The 15,931-nt window shown below is 65.1% G+C and carries 13 protein-coding genes; 7 read left to right on the top strand and 6 right to left on the bottom strand.

Features of this window, described 5'->3' with window-relative positions; genetic code table 11:
• Window positions 1-4: 4 nt before the first annotated feature.
• From xsc to W930_RS0110635, 3 genes are all read right to left on the bottom strand, one after another.
• The gene (gene xsc, locus W930_RS0110645; RefSeq protein ID WP_023597595.1) at window positions 5-1,837 is read right to left on the bottom strand and encodes a sulfoacetaldehyde acetyltransferase; all 1,833 of its coding nucleotides are present in this window, start codon (window positions 1,835-1,837) and stop codon (window positions 5-7) included.
• A 176-nt stretch (window positions 1,838-2,013) separates the two neighbouring features.
• Entirely contained in the window at window positions 2,014-2,403 is a 390-nt protein-coding gene (locus W930_RS0110640) for a nuclear transport factor 2 family protein (protein ID WP_023597594.1), read from the bottom strand.
• Window positions 2,404-2,438: 35 nt separating this feature from the next.
• Window positions 2,439-3,872, bottom strand: a complete 1,434-nt coding sequence (locus W930_RS0110635) for an FAD-binding oxidoreductase (protein ID WP_023597593.1) — start codon at window positions 3,870-3,872, stop codon at window positions 2,439-2,441.
• Between the two features lie 300 nt (window positions 3,873-4,172).
• On the opposite strand from W930_RS0110635, the gene W930_RS0110630 reads away from it, so the two are divergent.
• From W930_RS0110630 to W930_RS0110600, 7 genes are all read left to right on the top strand, one after another.
• The gene (locus tag W930_RS0110630; protein WP_023597592.1) at window positions 4,173-4,373 is read left to right on the top strand and encodes a DUF3311 domain-containing protein; all 201 of its coding nucleotides are present in this window, start codon (window positions 4,173-4,175) and stop codon (window positions 4,371-4,373) included.
• Window positions 4,374-4,493: 120 nt separating this feature from the next.
• On the top strand, window positions 4,494-5,912 hold the full coding sequence (locus W930_RS0110625; RefSeq protein ID WP_023597591.1) for a sodium:solute symporter: 1,419 nt from the start codon (window positions 4,494-4,496) through the stop codon (window positions 5,910-5,912).
• A 98-nt stretch (window positions 5,913-6,010) separates the two neighbouring features.
• Window positions 6,011-7,606 carry an amidohydrolase gene (locus tag W930_RS0110620; protein WP_235195534.1) on the top strand — a complete coding sequence of 532 codons (1,596 nt, stop codon included), beginning with the start codon at window positions 6,011-6,013 and terminating at the stop codon, window positions 7,604-7,606.
• 5 nt (window positions 7,607-7,611) lie between these two features.
• Complete coding sequence (locus W930_RS26970; RefSeq protein WP_024788514.1) at window positions 7,612-8,634, top strand: GTP-binding protein; 1,023 nt, start codon at window positions 7,612-7,614, stop codon at window positions 8,632-8,634.
• Window positions 8,635-8,754: 120 nt separating this feature from the next.
• Window positions 8,755-9,909, top strand: a complete 1,155-nt coding sequence (locus W930_RS0110610; protein WP_023873087.1) for a hypothetical protein — start codon at window positions 8,755-8,757, stop codon at window positions 9,907-9,909.
• A 145-nt stretch (window positions 9,910-10,054) separates the two neighbouring features.
• Window positions 10,055-11,350, top strand: coding sequence for a hypothetical protein (locus tag W930_RS0110605; protein WP_023873088.1), 1,296 nt, complete (start codon window positions 10,055-10,057; stop codon window positions 11,348-11,350).
• Window positions 11,320-12,567, top strand: coding sequence for a hypothetical protein (locus tag W930_RS0110600; RefSeq protein ID WP_024788515.1), 1,248 nt, complete (start codon window positions 11,320-11,322; stop codon window positions 12,565-12,567). Before W930_RS0110605 ends, W930_RS0110600 begins: the two co-directional genes overlap by 31 nt.
• On the opposite strand, the gene W930_RS0110595 is transcribed toward W930_RS0110600, so the two are convergent.
• The 3 genes from W930_RS0110595 to W930_RS0110585 form a co-directional block, all read right to left on the bottom strand.
• Window positions 12,509-13,912 carry an amino acid permease gene (locus tag W930_RS0110595; protein ID WP_023597585.1) on the bottom strand — a complete coding sequence of 468 codons (1,404 nt, stop codon included), beginning with the start codon at window positions 13,910-13,912 and terminating at the stop codon, window positions 12,509-12,511. The two genes, W930_RS0110600 and W930_RS0110595, sit on opposite strands and share 59 nt — an antisense overlap.
• Before the next feature lie 237 nt (window positions 13,913-14,149).
• A complete protein-coding gene (locus W930_RS0110590) occupies window positions 14,150-14,965 on the bottom strand; it encodes an ABC transporter permease subunit (protein ID WP_024788517.1) in 816 nt (271 codons plus the stop codon).
• A gap of 123 nt (window positions 14,966-15,088) precedes the next feature.
• Window positions 15,089-15,913: a taurine ABC transporter ATP-binding protein gene (locus tag W930_RS0110585; protein ID WP_023597583.1), complete on the bottom strand. Its 825-nt coding sequence runs from the start codon at window positions 15,911-15,913 to the stop codon at window positions 15,089-15,091.
• Window positions 15,914-15,931: the final 18 nt, after the last annotated feature.

The following is a 15,931-nucleotide window of genomic DNA, read 5'->3' as shown; positions in this document are numbered from 1 at the left end:
GCGCTCAGACGTAATCCTTGTACTTGTCGAGCATGCGCACCGGCTTGGAGAGTGCGTCGCGGCGGAACGGATCGCCCAGTTCGCGGGTGCACATGATCTCGATGATGGTCGTCTTGCCGTGGTTCATCTGCAGGTCGATGGCCTTCTTGAGCGCGGGACCGACGTCTTCCAGACGATCGACCACGATGCCCTCGGCGCCCATCGCGCGGGCGATGTTGGCGAAGCTCGGGCTGTCGAGTTCGCCGGCGACGAAGCGACGGTTGTAGAAGTCCACCTGGTTCTTCTTCTCGGCGCCCCATTGACGGTTGTGGAACACCACGGCCGTGACCGGAATGTTGTGACGCACGCAGGTCAGCGTTTCCATCAGGCTCATGCCCCAGGCGCCGTCGCCGGCGTACGAGATGGCCGGACGGTGCGGTGCGGCCACCTTGGCGCCGATGATCGTCGGGAAGGCGTAGCCACAGTTGCCCCAGCTCATCGCCGCGAAGAAGCTGCGCGGCTTGTTGAAGCGCAGGTAGCTGTTGGCGACCGAGTTGATGTTGCCGATGTCGGTGGAGACCATGACGTCCTCCGGCATCGCTTTTTCCAGCTCGCGCAGCACTTGACGCGGGTGCAGGTACTCACCCCCGTTGAAGGTCTTCTCGTGCTTCTGCTCCTCGATCATGTCGAGGCTGTACGGGTCGCGCTCGTGGGTCCACTCGTCGAGTTCCTTCTCCCAGGCGGCCTTTTCCGAGGCGATCTGGTCGGCACGCGCGGCGCGCGTGGCGTCGCAGGCGAGGGTGCGTTCGGCCAGGCGTTGCGACAGCGCGATGGCGGCAGCCTTCGCGTCGCCGCAGATGCCCACCGAGATCTTCTTCACGAGGCCGAGCATCTTGTGATCGGCGTCGATCTGGATGATCTTGGCTTGCTTCGGCCAGTAGTCCATCCCATGCTGCGGCAGCGTGCCGAACGGTCCGAGACGCGAGCCGAGCGCGACGACCACATCGGCCTGCGACAGCAGCTTCATGGCGGCCTTCGAGCCTTGATAGCCGAGCGGGCCGCACCACAGCGGATGATTGGCGGGGAACGAGTCGTTGTGCAGGTAGCTGTTGACGACCGGTGCGCCCAGCCGTTCGGCGAGGGCCTTGCATTCCTCGACGGCGTCGGCCATGACCACGCCGCCGCCCGAGATGATGACCGGGAACTTGGCGTTGGCGAGCAGCTCCGCGGCTTCGTTCAGGCGCTCTTCACCGCCCGCGCCGCGATCCAGGCGCTGCGGACGCGGAATCTCGGCCTTGATCTGGCCGTAGAAGTAATCGCGCGGAATGTTGAGTTGCGTCGGGCCCATTTCGGCCATGGCGCGGTCGAAGCAACGGCCCGTGAATTCGGCCATGCGGGCCGGGTGAGTCACATGGCCCTGATACTTCGTGAATTCCTGGAACATCGGCAGCTGCTTGGCTTCCTGGAAGCCGCCCAGACCGATGCCCATCGTGCCGGCTTCGGGCGTCACGATCACGACCGGGCTGTGCGCCCAGTACGCGGCGGCAATGGCCGTCACGCAGTTGCTGATGCCGGGACCGTTCTGGCCGATCACGACACCGTGGCGGCCCGACACGCGGGCATAGCCGTCGGCCATGTGACCCGCACCTTGCTCGTGGACCACCGGAATCAGACGAATGCCGGCCGGTGCGAAGATGTCCATTGCATCCATGAAGGCCGAGCCCATGATCCCGAACATTTCGCTCACGCCGTTGGCGACCATCGTTTCAACGAATGCCTCCGAGGGCGTCATCGTTTGCGGACCGGCGTCGGACGCGGTCATTTGCTGGGTGGCCGTAGCCGGATCTTTGGCGTTCATGGGTGTCTCCAGTAAAAATTAAACGGAACAAATTATTCCGATTTAGTTGCTTAGGTGGAAATCTAGGCGATCTGAGTGTTATGGTCAATCAGTATTTTTATTATTTGGTACGTTTTGTATTAAAAAATGAGATTGACCGTCGCCGTGGCGGACTTCCACGATGTGCCGAGGGGATATCAGAACGCCGGACGGTCCTTCCGGAACGCGTTCTTCACTTCGATCTTGCCGTCGCGCAGGGTGAAGACATCCACCATGCGGGCTTCCACGCGCGAGCCGTCTGCCTTGGTGCCCCGGAAGGTCGACTCGGAGACGCCGCGATCGCCGGTGACGAAATGCACGCCCTCCGTCCACGAGGCGTCGGGGAAGTTCTCCCAGGCCGACTGGAAGGCCGCGCGTACGGCGTCGCGGCCTTCGAAGGTGCGCCCGAGCATGTCGGGCCCGGCCACCGCATGGAACACGCAGGTGTCGGTCATGCAGGCCATGAGGGCGTCGATGTCGTGACGATTCCAGGCGTCGTTGAAGGTCTTGAGCAACTGGAGATCGGCGGATTCGTTCTGAGTCGTCATTGCAGTTTCCGGATAAGGCAAGGGAGAAATAGGGCTCAACGCGCTTCGTCCTGCGCGTGGTACCGCTGGTAGAGGAAGCGTTGGCCGATGCGGCGGAACGGGGCGAAGCCCTGCCACTGCACGGCGCCGAACACGTTCGGGTATTGGAGTGCCGAGTCGTAGATCGGCAAGTTCCACGACGGATCGCGTTGACCGGCGATGCGCTGGGCGAGGCGGCGCCCGGCGTGCGCGGAAAACGACACGCCGTTGCCGCCGTAGCCCACCGCATAGAACAGGTTCTGGCGCGGATCGGGTTGCGTCACGCGCGGCATCATGTCGTGGCTCACGTCGACCCATCCCCACCACGAGTAGTCGATGCGAATGCCCTTGAGGGCGGGGAATTTGCGATGCAGCCCTTCGACGAGCACGGCCATGTGTTTCGGATTTTGCGCATCGGCGCCCGTGATCGAGCTGCGGCTGCCGATCTGCAGGCGGTTATCGGGCAGCAGCCGGTAGTAGTAGCGCAACGTGCGCGTATCCGTAATGACTTCGTGGGTGCGGAAGTTCGTCGCGGCGATCTCGTCGGGGGTGAGCACGCGCGTGACGAGCGAGTTCGACAGGATCGGCATGATCTTGGCGCGCAGGGCTTTGGTGACATCGTTGCGCGTATACCCGCCCGTGGCGAACGCGACCGCCTTGGCGCGCACCACGCCGCGCGGCGTGCGCACGTGATGCACGCCATTGATCGTCTCGACGCTCAGGACCGGCGTGGACGGATGCACGCGGGCACCGAGCGCGCGCGCCATGCGCAGGTAGCCGAACGCGAGCTTGAGCGGATGCACGCCGATGCCATCGGGCTCGTGCAGCGCGCCGCAGTTCTCCTGATCGTCGACGTACTGTTCGCTCACGTCGGCGCGCGAGAGGATGCGAGCGTCGTAGCCGAACACGTCGCGCATGACCTTGGCTTCGTTGCGCAGGAACTCCATCTTGCGTTCGCGATGCGCGATGTACAGGTGGCCGCCCGGCTGCGGTTCGCACTCGGGGACTTCCGCGATGAGCGACTTGAACGTGTTGAAGCCCTCGCGGATCTCGGCGTCCAGGCGAAGCGCGGTTTCCTTGCCCCAGCGCGCGATCCATTGCGAGCGATACAGGCGCCCGCTCGCGTTCTGCCCCTGACCGCCGTTGCGGCTGGTACATCCCCAGCAGGTGCGGTTGGCCTCGAGCACGGTGGCGCGAATGCCGTGCTCCCGGGCAAGGAAGAGTGCGGTGGACAATCCGGTGAAACCGGCGCCGACGATGACCACGTCGACATCGGCGTCGCCGACGAGCGGACCGTCGTCTTCCGGCGGTTCCCCGGCGGTAGCGACCCAGTAGGTGGGCGCATAGTCCATCCCGAGACCGGGACCGGACGAGACAAGCGGATCGTAAAGCGGATCGTATGGCGCGGCTTCGGCGCGACGATCCAGCGTGAAGGATTCAATCGTACCCACGGTAGGCTCCCTGACGGAAATGAGCCAATACTGCCAAGAACATTTTCCGGGGATTAGTACCACCGCCGCTTTGTGATGGTGCCAGCAGGAGACGGCCCCGCAGTGGCCTTTGCGCAGGGGGGCGTCCTCATTGCTGGCACCAAAGTTTTCTGCCATGTGGCTCTAAACGGCACGATTTTTGGCCGGGGATACTGGGCCAGACAACCGACCCCGCACGTGCGTCACGCCGATGGGTCTCGCGGGCACTGGCGCCGTGCACCCCCGCACGTCGAACCACGACTCGCGAAACGGAGACAGGACATGCTCAGATTGTTGATTGGCCTTGGGGTGCCGTATCTCGGCGTCGTCGGACTGCTGCCCTGGGCGGCGTCCGTCGAGCGCTACATCCTCGGCGTGCCGTTCATCTACGGCTGGATATTTCTGTGGTTCGTGCTCACGTCCGGCTGCCTGTGGCTGTGCTGGACGCTCTTCGACCGGCACACCGCCGAGGAACCCGCCTGACGGTCCGCGGCCGTCTTCGCGCGGCGAATTCCCGGCACACGCCGACCGGCGTGATGTCGCCGATGGCGCGCCCGACCGCAATCGAGCGCGCCCCGTTCCGAGATTCCGGAGATTGCGTCAATGGCAACCCTCATCTTTGCCGGCTTCATTCTGTTGTCGGTCTATCTTGCTTTGCGTGCGCGCGGTGGACGCGGTCCGCAAAGCGTCCATGACTTTTTCGTGGCGTCGCGCCAGTTCGGCGCGTGGCTGGTGTTCTTCCTCGCGGCCGGCGAAATCTACAGCATCGGCACCATGGTCGGCTTCCCGGGCGGCATCTATGCCAAGGGGCCGACCTATGGCGTGTGGTTCCTCGGCTACATTCTGCTGGCGTACCCGGTCGGCTACTTCCTCGGCCCGAAGATATGGGACGCGGGCAAGCGCTACAACGCCATCACGCTGCCCGATCTGTTCAAGGGGCACTTCAACAACCGCTTCCTCGAACTGGTCGTGGCGATCACGGCGATCGTGTTCCTGCTGCCGTGGGGCCAGTTGCAGTTCACCGGCCTGGTCGCCGCGCTCAAGGGGTTGGGGTGGAATTTCCAGCCGTTGTGGCTGATATGCTTCTCCGCCATGCTGGCGTTCGTCTATATCGCGATTGCCGGGGTGCGGGCATCGGCTTATATCGCGGTGCTCAAGGACGTGCTGATGGTCGCGGCCATCGTCATCACCGGCGTGGCGGTGGCGTGGGAGTCGGGCGTGACGCCGGTATTCCAGGCGGCGAGCCAGCACGTGAGCAACGCGATGAGCACGCAGCAGCTCACGTTTGCCATGACGACCATCGTGTTCCAGTCGCTGGGCATGTACGTGATGCCTTTCGGCGTGCAGAACTTCTTCACGGCCAAAAGCGCTTCGACGATCCGTCGCACGCAGATCGCCATGCCCCTCTACATGCTGATGTATCCGTTCCTCGTGCTCGCGTCGTACTACGCGATCGCGCAGAACATTACGCTCGCTTCGCCAAACGAAGCGTTCTTCGCCGCCGTGACGCAGCTGTTGCCGTCGTGGCTGGTCGGACTCGTTGCCGCCGGTGCGGCGCTGTCGGGCCTGCTGGTGCTTGCGGGCATCTGCCTCGCGCTGGGGCCCATCGTCACGCGAAACATCCTGTCCGGCATGCCCGAGCACCGTCAGAAGGCCAGCTCGAAGGTGGTGATCGTGCTGTATCTGCTCGGCTCGATCGTGCTGACGCTGCTCACGCCGAATCTCATGCTCACGCTCATCAACATGGCGTACTACGGGGTGACGCAGTTCCTGCCCGGCGTGATCGCGGTGGTCTTCCGCATGCGCGTGCGGGCGACGGCCGTCGCGGCGGGCGTGCTGGCCGGGCAGGGGCTTGCGCTCGTGCTCTACTACAAGAATCCGGACCTCGGCGGGGTGAACCTCGGGCTGATCTGCCTGGTGGTCAACGTCGTGGTGATGTCGGTGCTCAACGTGATCCTCGGCGGCCGCCGCGCCGAATCGATGGACGCTCGCGTGGGCACGCTTTCCACCTACAAGAAGTGAAGATGACAGACAGAGCAGACAGAGACGCCAGCGCAGCGCAGGACGTCACGGCGAGCCGAGACGATATCCGCGTCTACGTGGCGCGCAAGATCCTGACGATGAACCCTGCGCAGCCCGTCGCGACGCACGTGGCCGTGCGCGACGGTCGCATCCTCGCCGTGGGCGGATTGCAGGAAATGCGTCGCTGGACCGACGCCGCGCCCATCGAGACGCTGCACGACAAGGTGCTGATGCCGGGTCTGGTCGAGGGCCATTGCCATTTGATGGAAGGCGCGATGTGGGACGCGGTTTATGTCGGCTACTACGACCGGCGCGGCCCCGATGGGCATCTCTGGGAGGGGCTGAAGACGCCCGTGGCGGTGCTCGACCGCCTCAGGGCGGCGCTGCAACGCATGACCGATGACCACAAGCCGTTGCTCGCCTGGGGTTACGATCCGATCTTCTTCGAAGACACGCCACTGGTCGCGCGCGATCTCGATGGCGTGTCGGTCACGCGTCCGATCGCGATCCTGCATGCCAGCGTGCATTTGATGAACGTCAACACGGCAATGCTCGAGCTCGCGGGCATCGACGGCGACACTGACGTCGAGGGCGTCGTGATGGGGGAGGACGGCGAGCCGACCGGCGAGCTCCAGGAGTTCGCCGCCATGTTCCCGGTGTATCGCGTGATCGGCGAGGGGTTGTCGATTGCGGCGAGCGAGAGCACGCGCGCCATCTGGAACTTCGGGCGCGTGGCGCAGCTCGCCGGTGTGACGACCGCGACCGATCTGGTCAACGATCTCACGCCCACGGGTAACGCCAACCTGCACGAAGTCACCCGGGACCCGGCGTTCCCGATTCGCATCGTGCCCGCGTTCGCGCCGCAGCGCTGTCCGGAGGGCGGACCGCAACGGGTGCTGGAAGCCCGCGAGACCAACACCGACAAACTGCATTACGGCCCGGTGAAGTTCATCGTCGACGGATCGATCCAGGGATTCACGGCGCGGTTGCGATGGCCCGGCTATCACAACGGCAAGCCCAATGGCCTGTGGCTGATCCCGCCGTCGCAACTCGTCGAGACATTCATGCCGTTTCATGCGGCAGGCCTGCAATTGCACATCCACACGAATGGCGACGAGGCGACGGAAGTCGTGCTCGATGCGCTCGAAAAGTTGCTCGCGCTGCATCCGCGCACCGATCATCGCCACACGTTGCAGCACTGCCAGATGGCGGACCTGGCGCAGCTCACCCGTGCGCAACGCCTCGGCTTGTGCGTGAACTTCTTCGCGAACCACGTCTACTATTGGGGCGATGCTCACTACCAGCAGACGATGGGACCGGACCGTGCGAACCGCATGGACGCGGCAGAGATCGCCCGCCGGATCGGTTTGCCCTTCGCATTGCATTCCGACGCACCGATCACGCAGCTCAGCCCGCTGTTCACTGCGTGGTGCGCGGCAAAGCGCGAGACGTCGTCGGGCCGCTTGCTCGGCGAATCGCTGCGGCTGCCGGTCGACGACGCGTTGCGCGCCATCACCATGGGTGCGGCGTTTTCGTTGGGAATGGACCATCTGATCGGCAGCATCGAAGTCGGGAAATATGCGGACTTCGCGGTGCTCGACGCCGATCCTTACGAAGTTCCGCTCGACGACCTGCGACAGATGCCCGTATGGGGCACCGTGCTCGGCGGCGAGATCTTCCGCGCGCCGGCGTGAGGCCGATGCGACACGATGACCGTGCGGGGATGGCGTCGGCGGCCGCGAAACAGGCCGCCGATCCGGGAGCGAGGGCCCCGCGCCCGCCCATTCCGATGATCGTGCTGGGCGGCTATCTTGGCGCGGGCAAGACGACAATCGTCAATGCACTGCTGCGCAACGCCGACGGCTTGCGCGTGACGGTGCTCGTGAACGACTTCGGCGCGATCAACATCGATGCCTCGCTGATTCGTGAGCGCGGCGACGACGTGATCGGTCTCGAGAACGGCTGTGTCTGCTGCACCATCGGCGGACGCCTCGTCGAAACGCTGATCGCGCTTGGCGAGCGCGAGGTGCGCCCCGATCTGCTCGTGATCGAGGCGAGCGGCGTGTCCGACCCGATGCGTATTGCGCAGGTGGGGTTGCTCGATCGCGCCTTTCGCCTGCACGGCATTGTCGTGGCCGTGGATGCGAGCGGCATTGACGACACGCTCGACGACCGTTATGTGGGCGATATCGCGCGCAGGCAGATCGCGGCGGCGAGTACGCTCGTGCTGACCAAGGCCGATCTCGTCACGCCGGACGATCAGCAGCGAGTGAGGGCGCGACTGTCATCGCTCGGGGCGACGCAGATCGTCGTGACGGCGGACAATGGCGTGGTCTCGCCCGCGATTCTGTTTCCGGACGACGCGCTCACGATACCTGGTCTGCTCACCCCACGGCCATTGCGCCGGTCCCGCGACGCGCTGCCCGAGGGATTGCGCGCCTTCGACTGGCAGACGGACGGCCTGATCGACCGCGAGCGATTGAAGGCGGCGCTGGCGTTGTGCCCGGGCAAGCTCCTGCGGGCCAAGGGGTTCGTGGCGCTCCCTGGCGAGCGCATGAGCGAGATGCATGCGGTCGGCGCCCGCGTGGCGTTCACACGACGACCGGAGATGTCGCGCCGCCCGTCGCATATCGTCGTCATCGGCGTGCTGACCGACGAGGAGATCGTGCAATTGCGATCGGCATTTCGGGCGTCGACACTTCCCGGCGACGCCGCCGCCTGACGAACCGCCTGCGGTGAGTTCGGTTGGGGGAAATCGCAGACGTTGCCGGATCATTCCTGCAATCGGTCCTTCGGCATCCGGCAGAGACTGGACATCTCCCGCTCTCCCGAGGATCTCCGCATGATCAATGCCGACGTACAGTCCGTCTCGACGTTCCCGTTTCAGGGCTACCCCGCGTCCCAGCTGAGCGCGCGCCGTCTCGCGGTGCTCGATGAGTTCGACGCGGCAATGGATACCGGCGCGGCACCCCGCCACGCGATCGAAACCTTTCTGAAGTCGTTCACGTCCATGGGGCCATGGGACAGCTTCAAGGACTGGTTCGCGCACGGCGGTACGAAGCAGGACGTCCTCGTGGCCGTTGCCCGATGCCACGTGGCATCGTTCGAGGAGGGACAATGCTTCTTTGCGGGAGGCGACGATCGCGATAGCGTCAACGTGGATTCGCTCACGGTGTTGCGCGAACTGAACCCGGACGTCAGAAGCGCCATTCTGGCGAGTCCCACGCTGGGGGTGAACCAGCAGATTCACTTCTTCCTGCCGGGCACGTCGTTGTGCGTGCCGCTCGGCACGGCCTGTCTGGGCGACGGTGACGGCGCGCTCACCCGCGCGGAAGCCGTGGGTGTTCTCACGCAAGGTGTCGAAGACGCCGGGCCGCTGCTTGCGCAGTTCATCGCCAGCGAGCGAAGCAGCAGGTTCCTGACCGTATGGCGCGATCTGCTCGAACGAGCGCGGCACGAGAATGGCTGGAAAGAAGCCATGACGCCAGAGAATGTCGAGCGCGTCGGCTTCGTCTGCGAGCATATCGCCAGCCAGGCCGAATCGTCGGCACTGGGCGCCTTGTGGTACCGACACGCCGCCGAGGCGTTCTGCGAGGCGGACAGCCACGAGAACGCGGCGCGCGCGTTCGTCAATGCGGCGAGCGTGTTCAGCGGAGCGCACGACGAGAAATCGGCCAAAACGGCATCGCGCAACGCGGGCTACGCGTTCACGCGTCAGTTCGACGAGATGGATGGCGGCCAGACCGATCGCGGCATACGAGTGCTGCGCGATGCCTTCAACGCATTCGATTACGCCGGCGCATATGACTCGGCGCTCTGGACAGGGATGACACTGCATCGTCATCTCTGCGACGGCGGGCAAGCGGAAGCGGCGGCGGAAGTCGCCAGGCGGATCGCTGCCGTCATGCGCCGCAACGGACTCCCGGGGCAGGCTGTCGGTTGGGAAGCCATGGGGGCGGAGCCCCCGAACGCCGGGCAAGTGGCGCGGAACGAATAGCCTGCGCACCCGATGTAGAGCGGGCCGTGCGAACCCGCGTCGGGCCACGTTGGCAGCGCCGTCCCGACGCCGTCGCGCGCCTGCTGCGTCTTCGCACCCAATGCGCATCCTCTGCGCAACCTCCACGTCTTCGAACCGAACGCCCATGCCATCGATCACGTCGACGACTGCCACGAATTTTCCACTGGTGGCCTATCCCGCACAGCGTCTTAGCGAGCGGCGCCTGGCAGCGCTCTCAGCCTTCGAGCAGCGCATGACGTCCGCCGCGGCGCCCGTACCCGACGAGGTGTTTCGGACATTCGTCCGGGAATTCACCAGCATGGGGTGCCGGGACAGTGCACTCGACGGTCTTGCGCGAGGGGGCGGAAAACGCATCAGTCTCCTGGCCGCGGCGCAGTCCCACATCGCGTCGTATACCGCCGGACAGGCCTATCTGCTTCGCGATCCCGATCGACGCTTCGATGCGTCGCGCTATCTCCTCGATCAACTCGGCAGCGAAGCACGCTGCGCGATGCTGGCGAACCCGGCGTTGTCCGAGAGCGGGCGGGTCGTACTCTGCTTTCCTGATTCATGCCTGCGGCTTGCGCTGGATGCAACGTGTTTCGGCACGGGGGACGGGGCCATCACGAGCGAAGAAGCGCTCGCCTTGCTGCAAACGCGCGATGACACACTGCAAACGTTGATCGGTCGACTCGTCACGCTGATGCCGGAGAATTCCGGCGATCTGCCGGGCAAGCAGAATTTCCGCGATTGGCGCGCGCTGCTCGAGGCGGCGCAAGCGGCCAGCCATCGGGACAAGGAACACGGGGCGGAGGTCGGGTTCGATACATTCGATATCGACGCGGACCTCGCGAGCGGCTTCCTGCATCTGTCGAAAATGGCGGATTGCCAGGACGATGCCAAGCGCATGCTGGTCGCCTGTGCCCGCCAGCACACCGATTCCGGATCACCGCGCAAAGCCGCGCAGGCCTGGTGTCGCCTTGGTGAATTTCTCGAAACGTGGCGGACCGATCCGGGGTTGCAGGAACCTGCCCCACGTGCCTGGCAGGCGTCGCTGTCCTCGGCGTCAAAAGTCGTTGTGCGTGGTGTCGCGGGCGAAGCGGGGAGGGGCGCGGGCGCATGCCGTGAACTGCGGGAGCAATTGCGACGCGAGACGGCCGACGCGTTTCTACAGGCGGCCAATCTTCTCCTGCAATGTGGGGAAACGGAGGATGTCCGCGCGTGCCTCGGCCGCGTGCGCATTTTGTTCGATGGCGCGATGACGAGCGCCAACTGGTTGTCCGCCGCGCATATCGGCGCAACGCTCTACGCGCAATACCGGACCGCCGGATGGCCTGACCAGGCGCAGGCGATCGCGCGGCAGATGATCGCGCCACACCACGTGTTGGGGAACGGCGACGAGACCCGGAAATGGGAGCGTCGCGCGATTTCGCCCGAGTGACCACGATGCCCGCCATTGCCCCTACTGCCCCCATCGCCCACCCCAATTTCCCCGTTGCCGATTACCCCGGCGCGTGCCTGAGCGAGCGTCGGCTGAGCCGACTCGACGAGCTGGACCGGGCGCTTGCCGACAATGCGGCTCCTTCCGACACGATTTTCAACGCATTTCTCGACAAGTTTCGGTACATGGGTCCACTGGACCTCTTCTATGACAAGTTCTGTCGAGGGGGCGTCAAGGCGGATCTTCTGACGTGTGCGGCGTACTGCCACGTGGGATCGTACCGTTCAGGCCGCGCGTATCTGGCGGCGCAGAAACTGATCAAGCGCGTGAGCGGAGATGCGTTGTCGCTGATCGCCGCGATTGCGCCCGAGGCCCGGCAGGTGATTCTCGATACGGCCGTACTTGGTGATGGCGGACAGATCGTGCTGATCGTTCCGCTGTCGGGCTTGCGCGTGCCGATCGGCGCGGCATGTTTCGGCGACGGCAAGGGGGCGATCAGCGCGGCCGAAGCCGCGAGATTGCTGCTGCACTGCGACACTGAAGGGCGAACCTTGCTCAATCGCTTCGTCGTCGAGCTCAGGGGGATTCCGTACGATCCGGACGCTGCCCTCGTCCTGCCGTCTTGGTATGCGCTGCTGCGGCGAGGCAGAGACGGCCTCTCCGGGCAGGATCTGGCACACATCCACGCGCATCTGACCGACATGGGGGCGGCCTTCCGCGAACTGGCGCAAGGCGCGCTGGCAAATCCGCGGCGCCGTACGCTGCCGCTGATTCCCGCGTTGACGGCGAGCGCGACGGCCTACCATTCCGCCCGGGGCTTCGCGAGTGAGGCGCAGATGTGGCGGGAAGTCGCCAGACATCATCGGGCTGCCGGCGACTTCGACGCGGCGCGTGTCGCGCAAGGTTGCGCGGGCGCGGCGTTCGTTGCGGCGGCCAACGAGGCGGCGGACCCCGCATACAGCGCCGAGATGCATTTGCTCGCCTCGGCGTTCGACGCCTTCGCGGCGGCGCCCGATCCCTCGGCGATGGTGACGACGGGACGCGCGCTACTCCGGCACTATGCGCGGCGCGCCATGGTGCCGGAAGCGATGCGAATCGCTCAGGCGACGGGGCTCGATTTGCCGATGGAGCTCCGTCGCCAGGTTCAACCGCCTTCCGTCAAATCTCGAATCCCGGATCAGGCGAGCGCAACTTGCGCCAGATCGAACGAACCGTGAACGCCACGAGCAATACCGTCAGGCTGACCACGCCCAGGGCAAGCGGCGTGCGTTGGTCGGGGATGAACGCCATCGCGCCGACGATCGACAGCATGCCGATGATCGCGACCCACGTGAGATACGGAAAGCCCCACATGCGCACCTTGAGCTTGCCCGGCGCTTCGCGCTCCAGCCGCTTGCGCAGCTTCAATTGCGAAAAGGCGATCAGCACGTATACGAAAATCGCTACCGTCCCATAGGAATTCACGAGAAAGGCGAACACCGTATCCGGCGACACGTACGACATCACCACTGCCGCGTAGCCGAACAGCGTGCCCACGAGAATGGCGCGAACCGGCACGCCGCGCGCGTTGAGCTTGGCGAGCGAGCGGGGGGCGTCGCCCCGGCGCGTGAGCGCGAACAGCATGCGCGACGACGCGTACAGACCCGAATTCAACGCCGAGAGTACCGCCGTGAGTACCACGGCATTCATGATGTGCGCTGCAGCCGGTATGCGCATCGCTTCGAGTGCGCTCACGTACGGCGTGGCCATGCTTGCCGAATTCCAGGGCACGAGCATCACCACCAGCAGGATCGAGCCGATGTAGAAGAACAGCACGCGGCCGATGACCGAGTTGGTTGCCCGTGCCACGGCCTGCTGCGGTTCGGCGGCTTCGGCGGCGGCGATCGTCACGATTTCCGCGCCAAAGTAGAAGCCGGTGGCGGCCACCGCCCCCGCCATGACCGGGCCGATGCCGTTGGGCATGAATCCACCGTGCGAGAGCAGATGCCCCGTGCTCGCGACCGCGCCCGGCCACATGCCGAACACGAAGAGCGCGCCGAGGAACAGGAACACCACGATGGCGGCAACCTTGATCGAGGCGAACCAGAACTCGAATTCGCCGTACGATGCCACCGACACCAGATTCGTCAGCGTGAGCACGACCAGCAGCGTCAGGCTGATGGCCCACGCGGGGATGTCCGGCAGCCAGAACTGGATCAGGTTGGCGCCCGCGACGGCCTCGACGGCCACCACGATCACCCAGAAGTACCAATACATCCATCCGGTCAAAAAGCCGGCGAGCTCGCCGCCCACGGGCTTGTCGTTCCACGCCAGACGCGCATACTCGTAAAACGACCCGACGGCCGGCAGGGCGCAGGCCATCTCGCCGAGCATGCGCATGACGAGCACCACCAGCGCCCCGGTGATCAGAAACGACAGCACGGCAGCGGGGCCTGCCGCATGCACCACCACGCCGCTCCCGACGAATAGACCCGCACCGATCACGCCGCCCAGCGCGATCATGCTCATGTGCCGCTGCTTGAGGCTCGACTGGAGATGGGCGCCGCTGTCACGACTGGTCATGGCGACCTCCGGTGATGAGCGTCGCCGTGGCGCGCGATGCGTCGATGACGCGGTGCAAGCGGGGGGACGAAACGATAGGGGGGAAAATACGCGGGAAAGTGCGCGTGGAAATGCGCGGGATTACAACGCTTGTCTCGACTACCACACAACCTCCTGAATGCCTTGTTTGACGTCAGGTGCGGCCGGGGGAAGCCGCCCTGCGTCTCTTGTGATGACCAACGGACCGCGACTGCCTTGTCAGACCTTGCCTTTCCAGGGCACCAGCACGCGCTCGAGATAGCGCATGATCAGATCGAACCCGAAGGCGAAGAAGCCGATCACGATGATCCCCATGATCACGATGTCCGACGCGAGGAACTCCGCCGCGTTGAGCACCATGAAGCCGAGGCCGCTCGAAGCCGCGACCATTTCGGCGGCCACCAGCGTGGTCCAGCCCACGCCGATGCCAATTCGCATGCCGGTGAAGATCTCCGGCAGTGCGGACTTGACGATCACGTGCATCACGATCTGGCGCGGGGATGCGCCCATCGAGTACGCCGCGTGAATCTGTTCCATCGATACCGAGCGAACGCCGGCGCGCGCCGCGATCGCCAGCGGTGCGAAGATGGCCAGGTAAATCAGGAAGACTTTCGAGAACTCGCCAATGCCGAACCAGATGATCACGAGCGGCAGGTAAGCCAGCGGCGGCAGCGGACGATAGAACTCGATGGGCGGATCGAATACGCCGCGCGCAATGCGCGACACGCCCATCAGAATGCCGACCGGAATGGCGGTGACGCAGGCGAGCGCAAACGCGCCGAACACACGGTACAGACTCGCGAGCGTGTGTTGCCACAGCGTCGAACCCGCGAAGCCTTCCGTCGAGACCTGCAGGAATTTCTCGACGATCGCGCGCGGTCCCGGCAGGAACAGCGGCTTGATCATGCCCGACGAGGTGATGGCGATCCACAGGAGCAGGAGCGCGGCAACCGTCACGATGCTGATGACGAGGCTCGGACCCTGGCCGGGCGCGCCGAACGATTCGCCCGCCTTGACCGGGCGCGGGGCGAACATTCGGGCGAACAGGCCGCGCTGGCGCGGCGGCCGGGGCGATTGGGGCGACAGCGACGCCGGGCGTTGCACGCCGGTGCCGGGGGTGGTGACAGGTTTGGTCATCATGATGGCAACGTCTCCGAATCAGGCCGCAACCGCGCTGGCGCCAGACGTCGCCGTCTGTCCCGCGCGCTCGTCGCCGTAGATGATGCTGAGCACGGTCTCGCGCATGGCGATGAAATCGGGACTCGACTTGATCGCGCGTGCATCGCGGCACTCGAGGTAGCGCTTGTTGAAGTCGAGTTCGTAGGTGTGCGTGATCCGGCCCGGGCGCGGCGACATCACGATCAGCCGGCTCGCCAGGAAGAGCGCTTCTTCCACGCTGTGGGTGATGAAGAAAATCATCTTCTGCGTCTCGCGCCACACGTCGAGCAGCAGCTCCTGGATGGTCTCGCGCGTGAGGGCATCGAGCGCGGCCATCGGCTCGTCCATGAGCAGCATCGACGGATTGCACGTGAGTGCGCGTGCAATCCCCACGCGCTGCTGCATGCCGCCGGAGAGCTGGTAGATCATGTGGTTGTGGAAGTCCTGCAGCCCGACGAGCGCCAGGTTGCGCGCCGCGCGCTCGCGACGCGCTGTCTTCGGCACGCCTTGCAGCTTGAGGCCGAATTCGGTGTTCTCCATCACGCTCAGCCACGGCAGCAGCGCATGCTTCTGGAACACCACGCCGCGGTCGGCGCCGGGGCCTTCGATGGGCGCGTTGCCGAGCAGCAGTTCCCCCGACGTGGGTGCGATGAAGCCGGCCATCAGACTGAGCAGCGTGGTCTTGCCGCAGCCCGAGGCACCGAGCGCCACGACGAAATCGCCGGGTGCGATGGTCAGATCGACGTGCGCGAGCGCCTGCACCTGCTCGCCGGGCCGCCGGCCGGGATATACGACGCTGACGTCGTTGACGATGAGTTGTTCCATGAAGCCCTTCTCCTGTCG

Source organism: Pandoraea sp. E26 (assembly GCF_000681415.1).
Taxonomy (GTDB): Bacteria; Pseudomonadota; Gammaproteobacteria; order Burkholderiales; family Burkholderiaceae; genus Pandoraea; species Pandoraea pnomenusa.
This window is presented reverse-complemented; position numbering and strand designations above follow the sequence as displayed.

Bases quoted from the DNA above. Each gene is read 5' to 3' on its own strand.
- xsc (WP_023597595.1), bottom strand. From the start codon at position 1,837: ATGAACGCCAAAGATCCGGCTACGGCCACCCAGCAAATGACCGCGTCC.
- W930_RS0110640 (WP_023597594.1), bottom strand. From the start codon at position 2,403: ATGACGACTCAGAACGAATCCGCCGATCTCCAGTTGCTCAAGACCTTC.
- W930_RS0110630 (WP_023597592.1), top strand. From the start codon at position 4,173: ATGCTCAGATTGTTGATTGGCCTTGGGGTGCCGTATCTCGGCGTCGTC.
- W930_RS0110625 (WP_023597591.1), top strand. From the start codon at position 4,494: ATGGCAACCCTCATCTTTGCCGGCTTCATTCTGTTGTCGGTCTATCTT.
- W930_RS0110620 (WP_235195534.1), top strand. From the start codon at position 6,011: ATGAACCCTGCGCAGCCCGTCGCGACGCACGTGGCCGTGCGCGACGGT.
- W930_RS26970 (WP_024788514.1), top strand. From the start codon at position 7,612: ATGCGACACGATGACCGTGCGGGGATGGCGTCGGCGGCCGCGAAACAG.
- W930_RS0110610 (WP_023873087.1), top strand. From the start codon at position 8,755: ATGATCAATGCCGACGTACAGTCCGTCTCGACGTTCCCGTTTCAGGGC.
- W930_RS0110605 (WP_023873088.1), top strand. From the start codon at position 10,055: ATGCCATCGATCACGTCGACGACTGCCACGAATTTTCCACTGGTGGCC.
- W930_RS0110600 (WP_024788515.1), top strand. From the start codon at position 11,320: ATGGGAGCGTCGCGCGATTTCGCCCGAGTGACCACGATGCCCGCCATT.
- W930_RS0110595 (WP_023597585.1), bottom strand. From the start codon at position 13,912: ATGACCAGTCGTGACAGCGGCGCCCATCTCCAGTCGAGCCTCAAGCAG.
- W930_RS0110590 (WP_024788517.1), bottom strand. From the start codon at position 14,965: ATGTTCGCCCCGCGCCCGGTCAAGGCGGGCGAATCGTTCGGCGCGCCC.
- W930_RS0110585 (WP_023597583.1), bottom strand. From the start codon at position 15,913: ATGGAACAACTCATCGTCAACGACGTCAGCGTCGTATATCCCGGCCGG.